At 74.3% G+C, this 19,291-nt stretch carries 18 protein-coding genes and 1 pseudogene; 11 read left to right on the top strand and 8 right to left on the bottom strand.

The window, feature by feature from the left end; all coding sequences use genetic code 11:
• Positions 1–19 precede the first annotated feature (19 nt).
• Positions 20–1,450: a lipase maturation factor family protein gene (locus ACH4PU_RS33200; RefSeq protein WP_398280666.1), complete on the bottom strand. Its 1,431-nt coding sequence runs from the start codon at positions 1,448–1,450 to the stop codon at positions 20–22.
• 80 nt (positions 1,451–1,530) lie between these two features.
• On the opposite strand from ACH4PU_RS33200, the gene ACH4PU_RS33195 reads away from it, so the two are divergent.
• Entirely contained in the window at positions 1,531–3,633 is a 2,103-nt protein-coding gene (locus ACH4PU_RS33195) for a SpoIIE family protein phosphatase (protein ID WP_398280663.1), read from the top strand.
• Between the two features lie 44 nt (positions 3,634–3,677).
• Complete coding sequence (locus ACH4PU_RS33190) at positions 3,678–4,400, top strand: WHG domain-containing protein (protein ID WP_398280660.1); 723 nt, start codon at positions 3,678–3,680, stop codon at positions 4,398–4,400.
• On the opposite strand, the gene ACH4PU_RS33185 is transcribed toward ACH4PU_RS33190, so the two are convergent.
• Complete coding sequence (locus ACH4PU_RS33185; RefSeq protein WP_398280657.1) at positions 4,382–4,567, bottom strand: hypothetical protein; 186 nt, start codon at positions 4,565–4,567, stop codon at positions 4,382–4,384. The two genes, ACH4PU_RS33190 and ACH4PU_RS33185, sit on opposite strands and share 19 nt — an antisense overlap.
• 186 nt (positions 4,568–4,753) lie before the next feature.
• Between ACH4PU_RS33185 and mutA the strand changes: the two genes are divergently transcribed.
• From mutA to meaB, 3 genes are read left to right on the top strand one after another with little or no spacing between them, the layout of a single operon-like run.
• Positions 4,754–6,619 (top strand): methylmalonyl-CoA mutase small subunit, encoded by a 1,866-nt coding sequence (gene mutA / locus ACH4PU_RS33180; RefSeq protein ID WP_398280655.1) that lies wholly within the window; start codon positions 4,754–4,756, stop codon positions 6,617–6,619.
• A complete protein-coding gene (scpA, locus tag ACH4PU_RS33175; RefSeq protein ID WP_398280652.1) occupies positions 6,616–8,808 on the top strand; it encodes a methylmalonyl-CoA mutase in 2,193 nt (730 codons plus the stop codon). The genes mutA and scpA overlap by 4 nt, the downstream gene beginning before the upstream one ends.
• Positions 8,809–8,824: 16 nt before the next feature.
• Positions 8,825–9,844: a methylmalonyl Co-A mutase-associated GTPase MeaB gene (meaB, locus tag ACH4PU_RS33170; RefSeq protein WP_398280649.1), complete on the top strand. Its 1,020-nt coding sequence runs from the start codon at positions 8,825–8,827 to the stop codon at positions 9,842–9,844.
• A gap of 103 nt (positions 9,845–9,947) precedes the next feature.
• Here the strand turns inward: meaB and ACH4PU_RS33165 are convergent, their stop codons facing one another.
• On the bottom strand, positions 9,948–10,502 hold the full coding sequence (locus tag ACH4PU_RS33165; RefSeq protein WP_398280646.1) for a TetR/AcrR family transcriptional regulator: 555 nt from the start codon (positions 10,500–10,502) through the stop codon (positions 9,948–9,950).
• Complete coding sequence (locus tag ACH4PU_RS33160) at positions 10,495–11,328, bottom strand: alpha/beta fold hydrolase (protein WP_398280781.1); 834 nt, start codon at positions 11,326–11,328, stop codon at positions 10,495–10,497. The genes ACH4PU_RS33165 and ACH4PU_RS33160 overlap by 8 nt, the downstream gene beginning before the upstream one ends.
• Positions 11,329–11,529: 201 nt before the next feature.
• Here ACH4PU_RS33160 and ACH4PU_RS33155 point away from each other — a divergent pair, with 201 nt between their 5' ends.
• Positions 11,530–11,829 (top strand): ArsR/SmtB family transcription factor, encoded by a 300-nt coding sequence (locus ACH4PU_RS33155; protein WP_398280778.1) that lies wholly within the window; start codon positions 11,530–11,532, stop codon positions 11,827–11,829.
• Positions 11,830–11,888: 59 nt separating this feature from the next.
• Positions 11,889–12,587: an NAD(P)H-dependent oxidoreductase gene (locus tag ACH4PU_RS33150; RefSeq protein WP_398280643.1), complete on the top strand. Its 699-nt coding sequence runs from the start codon at positions 11,889–11,891 to the stop codon at positions 12,585–12,587.
• 16 nt (positions 12,588–12,603) lie between these two features.
• Here ACH4PU_RS33150 and ACH4PU_RS33145 read toward each other — a convergent pair whose 3' ends face one another.
• Positions 12,604–12,855, bottom strand: a complete 252-nt coding sequence (locus tag ACH4PU_RS33145) for a DUF397 domain-containing protein (RefSeq protein WP_398280640.1) — start codon at positions 12,853–12,855, stop codon at positions 12,604–12,606.
• A gap of 197 nt (positions 12,856–13,052) precedes the next feature.
• Here ACH4PU_RS33145 and ACH4PU_RS33140 point away from each other — a divergent pair.
• From ACH4PU_RS33140 to ACH4PU_RS33130, 3 genes and pseudogenes are all read left to right on the top strand, one after another.
• Positions 13,053–13,385, top strand: a pseudogene (locus ACH4PU_RS33140) (nuclear transport factor 2 family protein); the annotation flags it as partial.
• A gap of 191 nt (positions 13,386–13,576) precedes the next feature.
• Positions 13,577–15,004 (top strand): rifampin monooxygenase, encoded by a 1,428-nt coding sequence (rox, locus tag ACH4PU_RS33135; RefSeq protein WP_398280775.1) that lies wholly within the window; start codon positions 13,577–13,579, stop codon positions 15,002–15,004.
• A gap of 143 nt (positions 15,005–15,147) precedes the next feature.
• Positions 15,148–15,714: a glycoside hydrolase family 25 protein gene (locus ACH4PU_RS33130; RefSeq protein ID WP_398280637.1), complete on the top strand. Its 567-nt coding sequence runs from the start codon at positions 15,148–15,150 to the stop codon at positions 15,712–15,714.
• 53 nt (positions 15,715–15,767) lie between these two features.
• Here the strand turns inward: ACH4PU_RS33130 and ACH4PU_RS33125 are convergent, their stop codons facing one another.
• The gene (locus ACH4PU_RS33125; RefSeq protein WP_398280634.1) at positions 15,768–16,466 is read right to left on the bottom strand and encodes an HAD family hydrolase; all 699 of its coding nucleotides are present in this window, start codon (positions 16,464–16,466) and stop codon (positions 15,768–15,770) included.
• Positions 16,467–16,942: 476 nt separating this feature from the next.
• Here ACH4PU_RS33125 and ACH4PU_RS33120 point away from each other — a divergent pair, with 476 nt between their 5' ends.
• On the top strand, positions 16,943–18,235 hold the full coding sequence (locus ACH4PU_RS33120) for an alpha/beta hydrolase family protein (protein ID WP_398280631.1): 1,293 nt from the start codon (positions 16,943–16,945) through the stop codon (positions 18,233–18,235).
• Positions 18,236–18,242: 7 nt separating this feature from the next.
• On the opposite strand, the gene ACH4PU_RS33115 is transcribed toward ACH4PU_RS33120, so the two are convergent.
• Both ACH4PU_RS33115 and ACH4PU_RS33110 read right to left on the bottom strand, forming a co-directional pair.
• Entirely contained in the window at positions 18,243–18,887 is a 645-nt protein-coding gene (locus ACH4PU_RS33115; protein WP_398280628.1) for a hypothetical protein, read from the bottom strand.
• Between the two features lie 45 nt (positions 18,888–18,932).
• Positions 18,933–19,289, bottom strand: a complete 357-nt coding sequence (locus ACH4PU_RS33110) for a MazG-like family protein (protein ID WP_398280625.1) — start codon at positions 19,287–19,289, stop codon at positions 18,933–18,935.
• Positions 19,290–19,291 lie beyond the last annotated feature (2 nt).

Raw genomic sequence — 19,291 nt, 5'->3', positions numbered from 1 at the left:
TTGCCTCCTCTCTCCGGAATCACGGCCGCCGCAGCGCCGCCGGTGGCAGGAACTCGCGCACCAGCTCGCGGTGCCACCACGCGCCGGTCGTGCGCAGCTCGCGCCAGGTGGTGAAGCGGTAGAGGTAGAGCCGGGCGCGGACGTGGGCGGGTGGCGCGTCGGGGAACGGGTTGTGGCGGAGGAGGCGCAGGGTGTCCCGGTCGTTGTCGAGCAGCCGTTCGACGAAGGGTCCGAACCAGTCCCGGGCGTAGGCCGGGGAGATCCCCGCGAACCACATCAGCCAGTCGAGCCGCAGATGCCAGGGCGCGAACTGCCGGGGCAGGCGGTACGGATCTCCGGGCTTGCCCCGGAAGCCGTACTCCTTCCACTCGGTCTCCGGGCCGAGGACCGGGTCCGACGTCCCCTCGACCACCACCTCGTACCGGCTCCGGCTGACGCTGCCGAAGGCGCCGTACGTGTTGACCAGGTGGTACGCGTTGAAGGACATGTTCATGCGCTGTCCGCGCGAGAGCAGGTTGCGCACCGGCCACCAGCTCAGCACGGCGACGAGCACGGTCACCGCGACGACCAGGACCTCGTACCAGACCGGCGCCGAGGGGGCGGGGGAGGGGCCGGTCACGGAGAACAGGTCCGCCATGGCGTCGCCGTCCACCGCCGCGAAGGCCAGCACGATCGTGATCCAGTTGAGCCAGGCGAAGTTGCCCGAGGCGACCAGCCAGAGCTGGGTGACGATCACCAGCCCCGCCGCGACGCTCGCCACCGGCTGCGGCGCGAAGAGGCCGAAGGGCACCACGAGCTGGGCGACGTGGTTGGCGGCCGTCTCCACCCGGTGCAGCGGGCGCGGCAGCCGGTGGAAGAACCAGCTCAGCGGGCCGGGCATCGGCTGCGTCTCGTGGTGGTAGTACAGGCAGGTCAGGTCGCGCCAGCAGCGGTCGCCCCTGATCTTGATCAGCCCGGCGCCGAACTCCACCCGGAAGAGGAGCCAGCGCAGCAGGAACAGCACCAGCACCGGCGGATCCGTCCGCGCGTTCCCCAGGAACACCGCCAGGAACCCGGTCTCCAGCAGCAGCGACTCCCACCCGAAGCCGTACCACGTCTGGCCGACGTTGACGATCGACAGGTACAGCCCCCACAGCACCAGCCACATCAGCATCGCCGCCCACAGCGGCACCAGGTCGGCGGCGCCCGCCGCCACCGCGGCGGACAGGAGCGCCCCGCACCAGGCGCAGCCGGCGAAGAAGCGGTCCGAGTAGTGCCACCGGAAGAGGGTCGGGATCCGGCGCGCGGGGACGTACGCCAGGTAGCGCGGCACGGGCAGCATGCCGCGCTCCCCGATCAGCGCCCGGAACTGCAGTGCCGCCGAGGCGAAGGCGACCACGTAGAGGACGGCCAGCCCGCGCTGGAAGACCAGCCGGCTCAGCCCGTACCCGGAGGCCGTGAACCACTCCATGCCCCTCCGAGTACCCCGCGCGCCCCCGTCGACCGCGCAGTCACATCGAAGAAACGGACAAAAGGTGGCAGAGTGAATCCATGGTTGATCGGGGAGCCACGCCTGCCTCCGGAGCGCTGCCGGACGACTGGCCCGCCCGTCCGGAGCGCTGCCTCGCCCTCAACCACGTCGGCACCTTCGACTGGGACCTCCTCAGCGGACGGCTCCACCTCGACCCCATCGCCCTCGACATCCTCGGCGTGCCGCCCGGCGAGTTCCACGGCAGCGTCACCGACCTCGCCGTCCGGGTGCCGCGCGCCGACGGCGCCCGGCTGGACGCCCTGGTGTCGCGGGCCCTGAAGGACGGCAGCGAGAGCTACGGCGCCTACCACCGGGTGCGCTGCCCCGACGGCCTCCGCTGGGCCTACACCCAGGGCCGCATCGAGCGGGACGCCGCCGGCCGGCCCCGCCGGATCCTCGGCATCCTCCGCGAGGCGAACGAGGAGCTGCGGCTGCCGGACCGGCCGGGCGAGCGGAACGGCGACCGCCGCCACACGACCACCGTCGTCGAGACCACCACCGCGGCCCTCGCCCACGCCAGGACCGTCCAGGACGTCATCGACTTCTTCAAGGACGCCCGCGCCGTCGAACACCTCGGCTCCGACCTCCTCGTCCTCGGCCTGGTCGAGTCCGGGCGCGTCCACCTCGTCGCCGAGGGCCCGTCCGAGCACTTCATCCCCGGCACCCGCTACACCCGGATCGACGACGACTTCCCGATGAGCGAGGTCATCCGCACCATGACCCCGCGCTTCATCGAGTCCCGCGAGGAGTGGGCCCGCTGCTACCCCTGGCTGTGGGAGCGGATCAAGGGCATCGGCATCTCGTCGGCCGCCTACCTGCCGCTGATCGCCCAGGCCCGGCCCATCGGCGCGCTCGGCCTGCTCTACCGCGAGGCCCGCGGCTTCACCCGGCAGGAGCGCGACCTCTTCATCGCCCTCAGCAGCAGCCTCGCCCAGAGCATCGCCCGCGCCATGCTCTTCGACCAGGAGCACGACCTGGCCGAGGGCCTCCAGCAGGCCATGCTGCCGCGCCGGATCCCCGAGGTGCCCGGCGCCCAGATCGCCGTCCGCTACCGCTCGGCCCGGATGGGCCGCGACATCGGAGGCGACTGGTACGACGTGGTCCCGCTGCCCGGCGGCCGGGTCGCCGCCGTCATCGGCGACGTCCAGGGCCACGACACCCACGCCTCCGCCGTCATGGGCCAGCTCCGCATCGTCCTGCGCGCCTACGCGGCCGAGGGGCACTCCCCGGGCACGGTCATGGCCCGCGCCTCCGCCTTCCTCCACGAACTGGACACCGACCGCTTCGCCACCTGCTCCTACGCCGAGGCCGACCTCACCACCGGGTCCGTCCAGCTCGTCCGCGCCGGGCACATAGACCCGCTGCTCCGGCACGCCGACGGCACCTCCCGCCGGCTGCCCGTCGCCGGCGGGCTGCCGCTGGGCCTGTCCGCCGAGTTCGGGCGGCTCGACTACCCCGTCACCACGGTGGAGATCGAACCCGGCGAGACGCTGATGATGTTCACCGACGGCCTGGTCGAACAGCCGGGCTCCGACCTCGACGAGGGCATCCGGCTGCTCGCCGGTCTCGTCCAGGAGGGCCCCGACGACCTGCACGACCTCGCCGACCGGCTGTGCGACGTCGTCGAGGAGCGCGTCGGCGAGGACGACATGGCCATCCTCCTGCTGCGCCGCCAGGGCACCGTCGCCCGCCCGGGCGGGCGCCTCCAGCAGCACATCGCCCCCGCCGACCCCGAGGCGCTGTCCGCCGCCCGGCACATGATCCGCACCGCGGTGCGGGCCTGGGGCGTACGGGACCGGGCCGACGACATCGAGCTCGCCGCCGACGAGCTGGCCACCAACGCCCTGCTGCACACGGACGGCGCGGCCGTGGTCACCATCCGCATGCTCCCCGGCGCAGGACGCCGGCTGCGCGTCGAGGTCGAGGACCGCTCCAGCGCTCTGCCCCGCCGCCGCGAACCGGGCGAGTCGGGCGTCTCCGGACGCGGCCTGCTGCTCGTGGACCGGCTCGCGGACGTGTGGGGCGTGGAGTCGCGGGGGAGCGGCAAGTCGGTGTGGTGCGAGTTCGACCTGGGGCCGGCGTCCCGGGAGGGCTCCGGGCCGCCGGAGCGGCGGAGTCCGTAGGGCCGCCGGAACCGTGCTGACCGGAGGGCGGGTAGCGTGCCGCCATGGACACTTCCGGGGGAGACACCCTTCAGTCGGCCGTCATGTCGACGGCCCGTCAACTTCTCGCCACCACAGGGCCGGCCGGGCTCACGCCCGACGCCGTGGCACGGGCGGGCGGTCTGCCCGCCACCGAGGTCGCGGGCGTCTTCCCGCACCGGGACGAGCTGCTGACCGCCCTGCTGATCGACGCCTACGACACCTCCGCCGCCGCGCTGGAGGAAGCGGACGGGCGGGCCCGCGAGGCCGGGGCGCCGGCCGGCGCGCGGCTGCTGGCCGTCGCCCGGGCGGCGCGGGCCTGGTCCCTCGCCCACCCCGCCGAGTTCGCCCTGCTCTACGGATCGCCCGTGCCGGGCTACCACGCCCCGCCCGAGACCATCCCGCCCGCCGCGCGCACCCCCGCCGTGCTGGCCGGCGTCCTGCGGGCCGGGCTGGAGGCCGGGGAACTGACCCCGCCGCGGCGGGCCGTGCCCGGGCCGCCCCTGATCCGGCCGGAGGCGGTGGCGGTGTTCGGCGAGACCCCCGGCGAGCCGTTCGCGGACCTCATCGAGCGTGGGATCGTGCTCTGGAGCGGCCTGATCGGCCTCCTGTCCTTCCAGGTCTTCAGCCGCACCCACGACAGCGTCCGGGATCAGGCGGCGTTCTTCGACTACGCGGTCGCGGTGGTGGCGGAGGGCGTCGGACTCACCGTGCCCGCGGGCGAGGACGGTCAGCCCGCCGGGGGCTGATCCGCCCGCCGGAAGACGACGGCGGCGCCGAGCACGGCGGCACCGTTCGGGTGCCCGGTGAGGCGGGAGGTCCGGGCCGCCGGGGCCAGGTCCGCGATCACGCCGACGCGGCCCTCGGCCACGGCCCCCCGGCCGCCGCCCGTCGAACTCCGGCTTCGCGCCGGCACCCGCCGGACGGCGGAGCGTGTTCACCCCGCCGTGCCGCCCCACGGGCCGCTCCCGGCCCGGCCGGTGAACCGGCGCGCACCCGCGCACGACCGGCACACCCGCCGCCCCGTTCACATCGCGAAGAGGCCAAGGTCACAGCCTTGTCCCCTGCTGCACAGCGCGCCGGACCCCCTAGCCTTCCCCCCATGACGGTCCTGCCCGAAGAAGGCTTCTCCCTGGCCGCCGAATTCCCGGACGCGACCCGCGAGCAGTGGCAGCGCCTCGCCGAGGGCGTACTGCGCAAGGCGGGGACGGAAGCCGGGGGAACGGCGGCGGAGGACGCGCTGGCCACCGCCCTCCAGGACGGGCTGAGCACCCGTCCGCTCTACACGGCCGACGACCCGGCCCCGGACCCCGGCCTCCCCGGCTTCCCGCCGTTCGTCCGCGGCGGACGCCCCGAGGGAACGGCGGTCTCCGGCTGGGACGTACGCCAGCTCCACGCCGAGCCTGACCCCCGCCGCGCCAACGAGGCCGTCCTGGCCGACCTGGAGAACGGCGTCACCTCCCTCTGGCTCACCGTCGGCCCCACCGGCATCCCCGTCGACGGCCTCGCCGCCGCCCTGGACGGCGTCTACCTCGACCTCGCGCCCGTCGTCCTGGACGCCGGAGCCGACGCGGAGGCCGCGGGCCGGGCGCTGCTGCGGCTGTACGAGGAGCGGGGCGTCCGGCCCGGCACGGTCCCCGGCAACCTCGGCATCGACCCGCTGGGTACCCTCGCCCGTACCGGCGGCGAAGGCCCCGGTACCGCCCTTGCGGTGCGCTGCGCACGGGAGTTCCCCGGCCTGCGCGCCCTCGTCGTCGACGCCCTGCCCTACCACGAGGCCGGCGCCTCCGCCGCGCAGGAACTCGGCTGCGCCCTCGCCACCGGCGTCGCCTACCTCCGCACCCTCACCGACGCCGGCCTGGACGTCGACGCGGCGTGCGGGCAACTGGAGTTCCGTCTCTCCGCCACCGCCGACCAGTTCCTCACCGTCGCCGCCCTGCGCGCCGCCCGCCGGCTCTGGGCCCGCGTCGCCGAGGTCTGCGGCGCGTCCCCCGCCGCCCGCGCGCAGCGCCAGCACGCCGTCACCTCACCGGTGATGATGACCCGCCGGGACCCGTGGGTGAACATGCTGCGCACCACCGTCGCCTGCCTCGGCGCGGGCGTCGGCGGCGCGGACGCCGTCACCGTCCTGCCGTTCGACAGCGCCCTCGGCCTCCCCGACGCGTTCGCCCGGCGGATCGCCCGCAACACCTCGTCGATCCTGCTGGAGGAGTCGCACCTGGCGCGGGTCGTCGACCCGGCGGGCGGCTCCTGGTACGTCGAGCGGCTGACCGACGAGCTCGCGCACGCCGCCTGGGCGTGGTTCCAGGAGATCGAACGGGCCGGCGGCCAGGAGGCCGCGCTGCGCTCCGGGATGATCGGCGAGCGGCTCGCCGCCACCTGGGCGGACCGCTCCCGCCGCCTCGCCACCCGGCGCGAACCGGTCACCGGCGTCAGCGAGTTCCCGCACCTGGACGAGCGGCCCGTCGAGCGGCCGGCCGCGCCCGCCCGGCCCGCCGGCGGCCTGCCGCGCGTCCGCCGCGACGAGGCGTTCGAGGCGCTGCGCGCCCGGTCCGACGCCCACGCCGCCGCCACCGGCGCCCGCCCCCGCGTCTTCCTCGCCGCCCTCGGCCCGGCCGCCGCGCACACCGCGCGGGCCGGCTTCGCCGCCAACCTCTTCCAGGCGGGCGGTATCGAGCCCGTCCACGACCCGGTCAGCGTCGACGCGGACACCGCCGCCGACGCGTTCCGCCGCAGCGGCGCCACCGTCGCCTGCCTCTGCTCCTCCGACGCGCTCTACGCCGAGCGGGCCGAGGACGTCGCCCGCACCCTCAAGTCCGCAGGCGCGACACGGGTGTTCCTCGCCGGCCGCCCGGGGGACCGGCGCGACGACTGGCAGCGCGCGGGCGTCGACGCCTTCGTCTCCGCCGGCGACGACGCGGTCGCCCTCCTCTCCTCCGTCCTCGACCACCTCGGAGTGGCGCGATGAGCATCCCCGACTTCTCCCGCATCGACCTCGACCCGGCCGGACCGGGGGCGCAGGCCCCCGCCGACGCCGGGCAGTGGCGGGCGGCCCTGAAGGAGAGCACCGGACGGAGCGCCGACGACCTGCTCTGGGAGACCCCGGAGGGCATCGGCGTCAAGCCCCTCTACACCGCCGACGACCTGCACGGCCTGGACTTCCTCGGCACGTACCCCGGCATCGCGCCCTACCTGCGCGGCCCGTACCCGACGATGTACGTCAACCAGCCGTGGACGATCCGGCAGTACGCCGGTTTCTCCACCGCCGAGGAGTCCAACGCCTTCTACCGCCGCAACCTCGCGGCCGGCCAGAAGGGCCTCTCCGTCGCCTTCGACCTGCCCACCCACCGCGGCTACGACAGCGACCACCCGCGCGTCACCGGTGACGTCGGCATGGCGGGCGTCGCCATCGACTCGATCTACGACATGCGGCAGTTGTTCGACGGCATCCCGCTGGACAAGATGAGCGTGTCGATGACGATGAACGGCGCCGTGCTGCCCGTCCTCGCGCTCTACATCGTCGCCGCGGAGGAGCAGGGCGTACCGCCCGAGAAGCTGGCCGGGACCATCCAGAACGACATCCTCAAGGAGTTCATGGTCCGCAACACCTACATCTATCCGCCGAAGCCGTCGATGCGGATCATCTCCGACATCTTCGCGTACACCTCGCAGCGGATGCCGCGGTACAACTCCATCTCCATCTCCGGCTACCACATCCAGGAGGCCGGGGCCACGGCCGACCTGGAACTCGCCTACACCCTCGCCGACGGCGTCGAGTACCTGCGGGCCGGCATGGGCGCGGGGCTGGACGTGGACGCGTTCGCGCCCCGGCTGTCGTTCTTCTGGGCGATCGGCATGAACTTCTTCATGGAGATCGCCAAGATGCGGGCGGCGCGGCTGCTCTGGGCGAAGCTGGTGCGGCAGTTCGACCCGAAGAGCCCCAAGTCGCTGTCCCTGCGCACCCATTCGCAGACGTCCGGCTGGTCGCTGACCGCGCAGGACGTCTTCAACAACGTGACGCGCACCTGCGTCGAGGCGATGGCCGCCACCCAGGGACACACGCAGTCGCTGCACACCAACGCCCTGGACGAGGCCCTCGCCCTGCCGACGGACTTCTCCGCGCGCATCGCCCGCAACACCCAGCTCCTGCTGCAACAGGAGTCCGGCACCTGCCGGGTGATCGACCCGTGGGGCGGCAGCGCGTACGTCGAGCGGCTGACCCACGACCTGGCGCGCCGGGCCTGGCAGCACATCCAGGAGGTCGAGGCGGCGGGCGGCATGGCCCAGGCCATCGACGCCGGCATCCCCAAGCTGCGCGTCGAGGAGGCGGCGGCCCGCACCCAGGCCCGCATCGACTCCGGCCGGCAGCCGGTCATCGGCGTCAACAAGTACCGGGTGGACAGCGACGAGCAGATCGAGGTCCTCAAGGTCGACAACTCCTCCGTCCGCGCCCAGCAGATCGAGAAGCTGCGGCGGCTGCGGGAGGAGCGGGACGAACGCGCCTGCCAGGACGCCCTGGACGCGCTCACCCGCGCCGCCGGCGGCGACGGCAACCTGCTGGAGCTCGCCGTGGACGCGGCCCGCGCCAAGGCCACCGTCGGCGAGATCTCCGATGCCCTGGAGAAGGTGTACGGACGTCACGCCGGCCGCATCCGTACCATCTCCGGTGTGTACAGGCAGGAGGCCGGACCGTCGTCCGGCGTGGAGCGCACCCGCGCGCTCGTCGAGGCGTTCGAGCGGGAGGAGGGCCGCCGGCCCCGCATCCTGGTCGCCAAGATGGGCCAGGACGGGCACGACCGCGGCCAGAAGGTGATCGCGACCGCCTTCGCCGACCTGGGCTTCGACGTGGACGTCGGCCCGCTGTTCCAGACCCCGGCGGAGGTCGCCCGGCAGGCGGTGGAGGCCGACGTGCACGTCGTCGGCGTCTCGTCGCTGGCAGCGGGGCACCTCACGCTGGTGCCGGCGCTGCGCGAGTGCCTGGCCGAGGAGGGGCGCGAGGACATCATGATCGTCGTCGGCGGGGTGATCCCCCCGCAGGACGTGCCGACGCTGCTGGAGATGGGCGCGACCGCCGTCTTCCCGCCCGGCACGGTGATCCCCGACGCCGCCCACGACCTGCTGGGGACCCTCGCCGGGGCCGTCGGCCACGCGCTGTGAGCCGGGCGGCCGGCTGATGGCGCGCGCGATCGATCTGGACGCGGTCGTCAAGGGCGTCCTGGACGGGAAGCGGGCGGCGATCGCCCGTGCCGTCACCCTCGTCGAGTCCACTCGCGCCGACCACCGGGAGCTCGCCCAGCGGATGCTGGTGCAGTTGCTGCCGCACGCGGGCGCGGCACGGAGGATCGGCGTCACGGGCGTGCCCGGGGTCGGCAAGTCGACGTTCATCGACGCCCTCGGCACGATGCTCACCGGGCTCGGCCACCGGGTCGCCGTGCTCGCCGTCGACCCGTCGTCGACGCGCACGGGCGGCAGCATCCTCGGCGACAAGACGCGCATGGAGCGGCTGGCCGTCGACCCCGCCGCCTTCGTCCGGCCGTCGCCGACGGCGGGCACACTCGGCGGTGTCGCCAAGGCGACCCGCGAGACGATCGTGGTGATGGAGGCGGCCGGTTACGACGTCGTGCTCGTGGAGACCGTCGGCGTCGGCCAGTCCGAGACGGCCGTCGCCGGCATGGTCGACACCTTCCTCATGCTCACCCTCGCCCGCACCGGCGACCAGCTCCAGGGCATCAAGAAGGGCGTCCTGGAACTGGCCGACCTCGTCGCCGTCAACAAGGCCGACGGCCCGCACGAGCGTGACGCGAAGTCCGCCGCCCGCGAACTCGCCGGTGCCCTGCGGCTGTTGCGCTCCTCCGACGCGGCCTGGAACCCGCCCGTCCTCACGTGCAGCGCCCGCGAGAACACCGGCCTGGACGTGCTGTGGGACCGCCTGGAGCAGCACCGCCGCGTGCTGGAGGCGACGGGCGAACTGGCCCGGCGGCGCAGTGAGCAGCAGGTGGAGTGGGCGTGGGGCATGGTCCGCGACCAGCTGCTGGGCGAGCTGCACGCGCACCCGGGGGTGCGCGCGGTGACGCCGGACGTCGAACGGGGGCTGCGCGACGGCACGTTGACGGCGACGCTGGCGGCGGAGCGGATCCTGGGGGTGTTCCGGGGGGAGCGCGGGGGGACGGAAGGCGGGCCCGGCGCCGGTTAGGGCTCGCGTGGGTGCCGGGGCGGAGGTTCGGCACGCGGACGGGTCCCGGAGCGCCGCCCGCGCGGGCGCCCTACACCGGCGCCGGGCGGTGGCTCCCCCGGCCTCACCGAGGAGCCCGCAACCCGCTGATCACCATATGGATCAGCAGGTCGAAACTCTCCTCCAGCCGCTCGGGGAGCCCGAACGCGGCCTCGGCCTCCAGCACGGCGAAGCCGTGGAGCGCGGCCCGCAGGCAGCGGGTCGCGTGCACGGCCGCCGACTCCGCCATGCCGTACGCGCGGAGCGCGGCGAACACGATGCCGAGCAGGCGCTCCCCGGCCTCGGCTGTCCGGGGCTCGGGGCGCTGTACGAGCACCGCGTACCGGTGCGGGTGGCGCAGCGCCCAGTCCCGCCAGGCGAGCATCAGCGCGCGGATCGCGTCGTCCGCCGAGCGGCCGAGCACGGCGCGGCCGACCTCGTCCGTGAGGTCGTCCAGGATCCGCGCCGACATCAGGTCGCGCAGCTCGGCGAGGTTGCGGACGTGCTTGTAGAGCGACGGGGTGGCGACACCGGCCCGGCTCGCGACGGCGGACAGCGTCAGGGCGGCGGGGGAGCCCTCGTCGACGATCGCCAGGGCGAGATCGACGACGGCGTCGGGGGACAGGGCGGCCCTAGGCACGGACGCCCTCCCCGAGGCCGAGGAAGGCCAGCACGGCGGCGGTGACGCGGTCGGGGCACTCGACGTGCGGATAGTGCCCGGCGCCCTCGATCATCTCCAACCGGCCGAGCCCGGGCGGGAGTTCCGCCACGATGCCCTCCCCCTCGGCCCGGGGGTCGGGCCAGTCCGGATCCAGACCGCCCTGGACGATCAGCACCGGGCGCCGGACGCCGGCGAGCCGGGCCCCCGCGTCGGTGGGCGCGGACATGCCCATCCGGGCCACCGCGGCCATCCGCCCCGGCCTGCGCAACTCCGCCTCCAGGGCGGCGAGGCGGGCGGGTTCGACACCGGCGGGGTGAGCGTGCCGGAGGTACCGCTTCCACAGCCCGACGCTCCGGAATACCCCGGCGCCCAGGAGCAGGGCGAGCCCCTTCCGGTACCGGGCGTCCGAAACCAGCGCGCCGACATCGACGCGCTGGGCGCGGGTGAACGGCCCGATGCCCACGACGGCACGGACGAGCCCGGGCTCCTCGGCCGCGGCGATCACGGCGGCCCCGCCGGCGAACGAGTGCCCCACGACGACGGCGGGACCCCCCAACCGCCGCACCAGCGCCACCAGATCCCCCGCCACCGCCGTCCGCGACCACGCCCCCCACCCGGCATCCGACTCCCCGTGCCCCCGCAGATCCGCCCGCGCGACCCGGTACCCCGCCGCGACCAGCCCGCCGGTCATATCGCGGTACGCGTCCCGGCTGTCCCCCATCCCGTGCGCGAGCACGACGAGCGGTCCTTCGCCGGCGACGTCGTAGGCGATCCGCTTGCCGTGGACGGTCAGGTATGCGGTCATGGTTCCCCCGTGCTCGCTTATGTTGTTAGCCATGAAGCTAATGTCCTTAGCTTTCGTTGGCAAGGGCCCGTCGGCCGCGGGCGCGGTGGAGGCGGCGGGGCCCGGCGGGCGCCGGGATAGCGTGGTGTGTCGAGAATGGGTGGAAAGCCGAAGGAAGGAAGGCTGTCCGTGGGCGACGAGGCGGCGGGGCGGGCCGAGGAGATGGTGGAGGCGTTCAAGGCGCTGGCCAATCCGGTGCGGTTGCAGATCATGCGGTGGCTGAGGGATCCGGACCGGGAGTTCGCGGAGTACGAGCCGATCGCGGACCGGCGGGTCGTCGGCGTGTGTGTCAGTCACATCCAGGCCAAGAGCGGGCTGGCGCAGTCGACCGTCTCCTCCTATATGGCCGCTTTGGAGCGGGCGGGGCTGGTGCGTTCCACGCGGGTGGGCAAGTGGACGCACTACCGGCGGGACGAGGGGCGGTTGCGGCGGCTGGCGGATGCGATCGGTGAGCAGATCTGAGCGGTTCGCGCGCCCCTTGATCTATCGACGTATCGGGATATTGCGATATGATCGCTTCCATGGATGCGACGACACCGAGCAAGTCCGCCCTCATTGTGCACGCCCACCCCGAGCCCGGCTCCTTCAGTACCGCCCAAATGCGGGCCGCCGCCGAGGAGTTGCGGCGCTCCGGCCACTCCGTGCGGGTGGTGGACCTCTACGTCGACGGGTGGTCCCCGGTCCTCGACCGGCATGAGTTCGGGCCGGTCGAGGGGCACTTCAAGCCGCAGGCCGAGCAGCGGAAGGCCGTCCGGGAGGGGACCCTGCCCGTCGAGGTACGGGCCCATCTGGACGCGGTGCTCGACGCCGATCTGCTGGTGCTGTCGTTCCCGCTGTGGTGGTTCTCGGTGCCCGCGATCCTCAAGGGCTGGATCGACCGCGTCTTCGCCATGGGGGCGGTCTTCGGCGGCGACCACGGCGTCTTCGACCGGGGCGCCCTGCGCGGCAAGCGCGCCATGGTCCTCGTGACCACCGGCGGCACGGCGGAGTCCTTCGCCCGGGGTGGCTCGTTCGGGGCGATGGACGACTTCCTGTACCACATCCGGCGCGGGATGCTGGAGTTCGTCGGCTACGAGGTGCTGCCGCCCGTCGTCACCTACGGGCCGGCCCATATGACCGACGCCGACCGCCTGGCCGCGCTGGAAGCCGTCCGGGAGGCCTTCGCGGGGGCCGTCCCGGCGCTCGGCGACGCCCGCGCGGCGGCACCGGCGGCGGTCTGAGCCCCTGCTGCGGGCGTCAGTCGTCCTCCGTCCACGGGAACTCCCCGATGTCCCGCAGGCGTTCGGGCCGGGACAGGGCCGCGGTGAAGGCGCGCCAGCAGGCGAGAGGGAAGATCAGGATCGCCCGGCCCGGGTTCTTGCTGTCCCGGATGAGCACCCTGTCGGCGAAACGGTCGGACGCCTCGACGCACTCGCCCCGGCCGGGATCGCTGTGACTGGACCGGCGCCAGGCGGCGGCGCCGCGTGCGACTGCGGGCGTGCGGGTCACGGTGACTCTCCTTCGCTGACGGCGGCGCCTCGGCGTGCACGGTTGCCAGCCTCCCCGAGGAGACGCCCGCTGGATAGCCCGCCCGTTCGCCCGCCGCGCGTTCGCCTCCACCGGGTGGGGCAGGCTACGAGTCGCCCCGCTGTCCACCGGAGGGGAGCCACGTCCACCGCGCCCTCCGATCCGGTACCGCCGACGCGGTCTTCCTGGGCAGCGGTGAGCCGGTCGGCGGCCGGGAAGCGATCGAGAGGATGTTCCGGGACACGGTGATCGTCCACGCCGACGGAACACCGCGCACCCAGCACGCCGTCACCGACATCGCCGTCGAGGTCGACGAGCGGGCGGTCGCGCGCTCGTACGTCACCGCCCTGCAGGCGCTGCCCGGCCTGCCGTTGCAGCCCGTCGCCGCCGGCCGGTACCGCGACCGCTTCGCGCGCCACGACGGGCCGTGGCGCTTCGCGGAGCGCCGGGTCTGTATCCGCCTGGCCGGCGATGTGAGCCGCCACCTGAGGCGGCCCGTCGCCGCGTCGTGACAGCCCGCGGAACGACGAAGGCGAGGAGTCCTCTCCTCGCCATGTTCAACATATAGCGCACAGGGGGCCTTGCGGCAAGGCCCCGGTCATAGCGCAGAATCTCCAGCCGAAGCCCGAAGAGCTGCGGAAACGGCGGAATCACGTCCTTCCGTGGCCGGGTGCACAGTGATCTCGTGGAAGTGGGCGTGGGGATGTTCGACGTAATCGTGGTCGGCGGCGGTCCGACCGGTCTGATGCTGGCCGGCGAGCTGCGGCTGCACGGTGTGGACGTGGTCGTGCTGGAGCGGCTGGCCGAGCCGACCAAGGAGACCCGGGGGCGAGGCCTGCACACGCGCAGCGTCGAGCTGATGGACCAGCGCGGGCTGCTGGACCGGTTCCTGGCGGTCAGTGAGAAGTTCCAGGTCGGCGGCCTCTTCGGCGGCATCGCCAAGCCGTGGCCCAAGGGCCTGGACACGGGCCACCCGTACGGCCTCTCCACCCTGCAGCCGGTCACCGAGCGGCTGCTGGAGGAGCACGCGCGGGAGCTCGGCACCGAGATCCGGCGCGGCAGCGAGGTCGTCGGACTCGACCAGGACGAGGACGGGGTGACCGTCGAACTGGCCGACGGTGCGCGGCTGCGCTCCCGCTATCTCGTCGGCTGCGACGGCGGCCGGAGCACCGTGCGCAAGCTGGCCGGCATCGGCTTCCCCGGCGAGCCCGCTACCGTCGAGACGATGCTGGGCGACATGGAGATTGCCGACGACCCCGAGGAGGTCGCCGCCGTCGTCGCGGAGGTCCGGAAGACGCAGCTGCGGTTCGGGACGATCCCCAACGGGGACGGCACGTTCCGCGTCATCGTGCCCGCCGCGAGCGTGTCGGAGGAGCGGAACAAGCCGACGACGCTGGAGGAGTTCAAGGAGCGGCTGCGGGAGGTCGCGGGCACCGACTTCGGCGTGCACTCGCCGCGCTGGCTCTCCCGCTTCGGCGACGCCACCCGGCAGGCCGAGCGCTACCGGGCCGGCCGCGTGCTGCTCGCCGGCGACGCCGCGCACATCCACCCGCCGACCGGCGGCCAGGGCCTCAACCTCGGTGTGCAGGACGCGTTCAACCTCGGCTGGAAGCTGGCCGCCGAGGTCGCCGGCTGGGCGCCCGAGGGCCTGCTGGACACCTACCACGCCGAACGGCACCCGGTGGGCGCCCGTGTCGTGGCCAACACCCGCGCGCAGATCACCCTGCTCGGGACCAGCCCGGGCGCCGTCGCCCTGCGCGAACTCTTCGCCGAACTGATGGACTTCGAAGAGGTCAACCGGCACATGACCGCGATGATCACCGCGGTCGGGGTCCGCTACGACTTCGGCGAGGGACACGATCTGCTCGGCCGCCGGCTGCGCGACATCCCCCTGAAGGAGAACGGCCGCCTCTACGAGCTGATGCGCGGCGGCCGCGGCCTCCTCCTCGACCAGACCGGCCTCCTCTCGGCGGAGGGCTGGGCGGACCGCGTCGACCACGTCGTCGACGCCGGCGAGGAGTTGGACGCGCCGGCGGTCCTGCTGCGTCCGGACGGGCATGTCACCTGGGCCGGCGACGATCAGCGGGAACTGCGGGAACACCTGCTCCGGTGGTTCGGCGCCGCCGCCTGAGGGGGACGGTCCCGCCTGGGGCGGACGGCGCTGTCCGAGGCGGGCCGTCCCAACCGGTACCGGTTCGTGGCCGATCCGTGCTGTTGACAGGGCGGCCGACGGGGCACTCAGGTGACGTGTACGTGTCACGCTAGGAGCCCGTCATGATCCACGGTGTCGACGTCAGCAGCTACCAGAGCGAGAACTACCCCGTCGCCGGCCAGGACTTCGCCTTCGTCAAGGTCACCGAAGGCATGTCCTACACCAACCCCAAGTGGGTGGCGCAGCGGGACCGGGCCCGGGCGGCCGGGCTGGTGGTGGGGTACTACCACTACGTCACACCCGGATCGATGTCCGCGCAGGCGGACCGGTTCCTGGGCAAGATCGCGCTGAGAGCGGGGGACGTCCTCGCCCTCGACTGGGAGGAGGCCGGCGTCTCCTGCGCGGACAAGGACCGCTGGCTCGCCCGGGTGGGCGCGCGGGCGCCGGAGCACCGGGTCGTCCTCTACTGCAACCGGGACTTCTGGTTCCACCGGGACACCACCAGCCGCGCCGGCGACGGGCTGTGGATCGCCGACCCCGACCACGCCGCGGGCCGGCCCGGAGTCCAGTTCCCCTGGACGTTCCACCAGTACGGCACGTCCGGCGGGATCGACCGCAACGTCGCCCGGTTCGCGGACCGGGCGGCGCTGCGGTCGTGGGCGCGCCGGGAGGAGCGGGAGGCGACCTGATCCGCGTCTTCCGGGGCGGCTCCGAGGTCAGGCCAGGGCCCGGCCCACGGACGTCAGGCCACGGCCCCGTCCAGCGCGCGGCGCAGGGCGTCCGGGCGTTCCGCGGCCGGCCGGTGCTCGACGAGCCGCACCGCGCAGCCGATCGCCGCCGCGCCGCCGTCGGCCGCCGCGCTGTCGCCGACCATCAGGACGTCCTCGGGCCGCCGCCCGATCGCCCGGCAGGCGGTGCGGAAGAGGCGGGCGTCCGGCTTCTGCACGCCGTGCGCGTACGAGAGCACGAACGCGTCCACGTACGCGTGCAGGCCGTGCGCGCGGAACACCGGCCGTGGGTCCCAGCCGATGTTGCTCACGACGGCGACCGGTATGCCGCGCTCCCGCAGTGAAGCGAGGGCGCCGGGCGCGTCGGGGTACGGCAGCCACGCGTCGGGTTCCATGTGGCGCGCGTACAGCGCCTCGTACAACCCCTCGTCCGGGAGGGCGACTTCGCGCGCCAGCCCCAGGTAGGCGGCGCGGTGTTCGGCGGCGGAGCGGTCGCGGTGCGCCCACGCGTCCGTGAGGTGCGGCGGAACGGTCACCGGCGGCGGGCCACCGGGCTGGGCACCGGCCGCGGCCAGGGCGGCGGCGAGGCGGGTGAGTTCACCGTCGTCCAGGGGCGGGCCGTGGCGGGCGGCGGCGTGGCGCAGCCAGGCGGTGGGGGACTCGATGCGGAAGAGGGTTCCGGAGAAGTCGAAGAGCACACCCGTCACGGTCATGGCGGCAGCCTGCCAGGCGGCTCGGGGGGACCGGAACCCTCGGGCGCGGCCTCTGACCCGATGCGGGCTCGGTCGTGGATCCGATGCCCGGCCCGGTTCCGGTCCGTGCCGGCTCGGCTTCCGCGTCGGTCCCGCGTCGGGTCCGCCCGGGCGTCGGGTGAGTCTTGGACTCGGCCGTGGCGCTGGTCTTGCGTCAGCCCGGGCCCGGGTGGTGGTTGTGCCCCGGTCCCGCCCTTTCTCCCCCAGCCACCGCTGGGAGGTGCCCCCAGTTTCCTGGGGGCTGCGCCCCCGGACCCCGTTTTCGCGGCTTCGCCGCTCGTCCTCAAGCTCCCCCAGAGGGGGCGCCCCCAACGGGCTGGATTCGGCGGGCCCTCCCCCTGCCCCCGTCACCCGTCCGGGCCACGCCTCCTGCGGGCCGTCGGGGCGGATGGGACGCTGGGGCCGGTGCCATCGCCCAGGTGGAGGGAACGCACGCCGTGAGGACGACCAGCCCCGGGGACATATCCGATCGCGGCGGCCGCACGCGGCGGCGACGGCCGGCCCGGCCACTGGCGGCGGTGGCCGCCCTCGCCCTCGCCGCGGCGGCCTGCTCGGCGGACGGCTCCGCTCCGGCCGGGGCCGCTGGCGCCGGGGAGTCGCCGGCCGAGGTCCGGCTGGACGGGCACACCTACCGGGTGCCGCAGCCCCTGCCCCCGGCCCCGCCCGGCACCCCGGTCGCCGCCACCCGGCACGGCCCGGACCCCCGGACCGGGGCGGCGGAGCGCTGGACCGTCGTCCACCACTCCGCCGACGCCCACGGCAAGGACATCGCCGTGAGCAGCACCCTCCTCGTCCCCCGGGGCGCCCCGCCGCCGGGCGGCCGGCCCGTCCTCGCCTGGGCGCACGGCACCACCGGCATCGCGGACGCGTGCGCGCCGTCGCAGGCGGCGAACCTCGGGTTCAACGTCTACGCCCAGGAGGCGGGCGCCTTCCTGCGCGCCGGTTACGCGGTGGTGGCCACGGACTACCCGGGGCTCGGCACGCCCGGCCCGCACACCTACCTGGTCGGGCCGGACGAGGGCAACGCGGTCGTCGACAGCGTCACCGCGGCGCACCGGCTGCTCCCGGACCTCGCGCCGACGTGGTTCGCCGTCGGGCACTCCCAGGGAGGGCAGGCCGCCCTCTTCGCCGCCCGCGCGGCCGGACGGGCGCCCGGGACCCGGTTCGGGGGCGCGGTCGCCGTCGCCCCGGCGAGCCATCTCGACGCGATGCTGCCCGGCATCATCGCCGCCCACCAGCCCGGCAGCCTGGCGTTCGCCCTCTACTCGCTGGCCGGACTGGGCGCGACCGATCCCGGCGTCGACCTGGCCCGGCTGCTCGGCCCGTCCGCCACCCGGACCGCGCGCCAGGTCTTCGAGGAGTGCCTGACCGCTCCGCACCCCGCTCTCGCCCGGACCACCACCGAGCAGGCGCTGCCGCTCGACCGCGCCCAACTGGCGGTCGTCGGCGGCAAGATGGCCGCCTACGGCAACCCCGACCGGGCGGCCGTCCACGCCCCCGTCCTGATCGTCCAGGGCGGTGCCGACCAGGACGTGCCCGCCGCCTGGACGGCTCAGGTCGCCCGGAACCTCCGTGCGCTCGGATCGCCTTCGGTCACCGAGCGGATGTACGCGGGCGCCGGCCACGACGACGTGCTGGGGCGGTCGTTCTGCGACGTGCTCGCCTTCCTCGGCGCGCACGGCGGGACGCCGGCGAAGGGGTGCGTGCCGTTCCGCGCGGAACCCGGGTGACGGCCGTTCAGTCCCCGCCCTTGGCCAGCCGCTCGAAGACGGTCTGGTACTCCTCGGGCGTCGGGGTGGCGTACGCCTCGTCCGGGGCGCCGTAGGCGTGGAAGGCGTCTTCGGTGGGGCAGTGCGGCCGGGCCGGGGTGATCTTTCCGGAGGCCACGAGGTGCCCGTCGCGGACCGCACGGAGGTCCAACAGGTAGGGGCCGGACCGCAGGGGAACGGTGCGACCCCCGTAGGAGCAGGTCAGCCCGGTGTCGTAGTGGCTGTCCTTGTCCACTCCGGTGCAGCCGACGAACCGGACGCGCCGGGCGTCCCGCTGCTTCCAGCCGAGCCGCGGGCCGTCGGGGCGGGAACTCATGTCGATGCGGTCCCGTCCGGGATTCCCTCCGTTCTGGCTGTGGTAGAGCCAGACGGACGTGGGGTCGACGGCCGGCCGGCCGGTGGTCTTCGGGAAGTACTTCGGCGGAAGCTCGCACAGCCCGATCAGACTGCTGTCCGCGGTGAGCGCGGTGTCCTGCTCCTGCGGCGTCTCGTAGTGGGAGATCGTCAGCGCCGCGACGGCCACCAGCGGCCCGACCGTCAGGACCGCGACCGACGCGCACCCGAGGGCCCCGCCGGCGGGCGACTGCCAGATTCCCCAGTCACCGATTCCCATGCGGCGAGCCCCCCTGCTCCGGACCACACGGTGTGGCCGATCGCCCTAATGATCACCCATCGCCGCACCCGGCCACTCCGCCACCCGCCGCCCCACCCGCCGCGCGTGCTCCTCCAGTGCGCCGGCCGGGTCGTCGGTGAAGAGGTGCAGGGCGGTGGCGGCGGTGATGATGACGTCGCAGAGTTCCGCGGCGACGTCCGACCGGTCGTGGGTGACGCCCTTGCGCGGGTTCTGGCCCGTCATGCCGAGGTACGCCTGAACCACCTCGCCCACCTCCTCGCCGAGCTTGAGCAGCCGCAGCGCGGTCTCGTGGGCACCCGTGCCGTTGGCGGCGTCCAGAGCGGCGGCGGACCGGCGGGCCGTGGTCCAGAGAGCGGATTCGCCGGCGGGGGCGGTTGTCATGG

This window comes from Streptomyces sp. NPDC021100, assembly GCF_044333095.1.
Lineage (GTDB): Bacteria > Actinomycetota > Actinomycetes > Streptomycetales > Streptomycetaceae > Streptomyces.
The sequence above is the reverse complement of the archived record's forward strand: the minus strand, read 5'-3'. Positions and strand labels throughout refer to the sequence as shown.

Excerpts from the sequence above, each read along its gene's own strand:
- ACH4PU_RS33200 (WP_398280666.1), bottom strand. The coding sequence starts at position 1,450 with ATGGAGTGGTTCACGGCCTCCGGGTACGGGCTGAGCCGGCTGGTCTTC.
- ACH4PU_RS33195 (WP_398280663.1), top strand. The coding sequence starts at position 1,531 with ATGGTTGATCGGGGAGCCACGCCTGCCTCCGGAGCGCTGCCGGACGAC.
- ACH4PU_RS33190 (WP_398280660.1), top strand. The coding sequence starts at position 3,678 with ATGGACACTTCCGGGGGAGACACCCTTCAGTCGGCCGTCATGTCGACG.
- mutA (WP_398280655.1), top strand. The coding sequence starts at position 4,754 with ATGACGGTCCTGCCCGAAGAAGGCTTCTCCCTGGCCGCCGAATTCCCG.
- scpA (WP_398280652.1), top strand. The coding sequence starts at position 6,616 with ATGAGCATCCCCGACTTCTCCCGCATCGACCTCGACCCGGCCGGACCG.
- meaB (WP_398280649.1), top strand. The coding sequence starts at position 8,825 with ATGGCGCGCGCGATCGATCTGGACGCGGTCGTCAAGGGCGTCCTGGAC.
- ACH4PU_RS33160 (WP_398280781.1), bottom strand. The coding sequence starts at position 11,328 with ATGACCGCATACCTGACCGTCCACGGCAAGCGGATCGCCTACGACGTC.
- ACH4PU_RS33155 (WP_398280778.1), top strand. The coding sequence starts at position 11,530 with ATGGTGGAGGCGTTCAAGGCGCTGGCCAATCCGGTGCGGTTGCAGATC.
- ACH4PU_RS33150 (WP_398280643.1), top strand. The coding sequence starts at position 11,889 with ATGGATGCGACGACACCGAGCAAGTCCGCCCTCATTGTGCACGCCCAC.
- rox (WP_398280775.1), top strand. The coding sequence starts at position 13,577 with ATGTTCGACGTAATCGTGGTCGGCGGCGGTCCGACCGGTCTGATGCTG.
- ACH4PU_RS33130 (WP_398280637.1), top strand. The coding sequence starts at position 15,148 with ATGATCCACGGTGTCGACGTCAGCAGCTACCAGAGCGAGAACTACCCC.
- ACH4PU_RS33125 (WP_398280634.1), bottom strand. The coding sequence starts at position 16,466 with ATGACCGTGACGGGTGTGCTCTTCGACTTCTCCGGAACCCTCTTCCGC.
- ACH4PU_RS33115 (WP_398280628.1), bottom strand. The coding sequence starts at position 18,887 with ATGGGAATCGGTGACTGGGGAATCTGGCAGTCGCCCGCCGGCGGGGCC.
- ACH4PU_RS33110 (WP_398280625.1), bottom strand. The coding sequence starts at position 19,289 with ATGACAACCGCCCCCGCCGGCGAATCCGCTCTCTGGACCACGGCCCGC.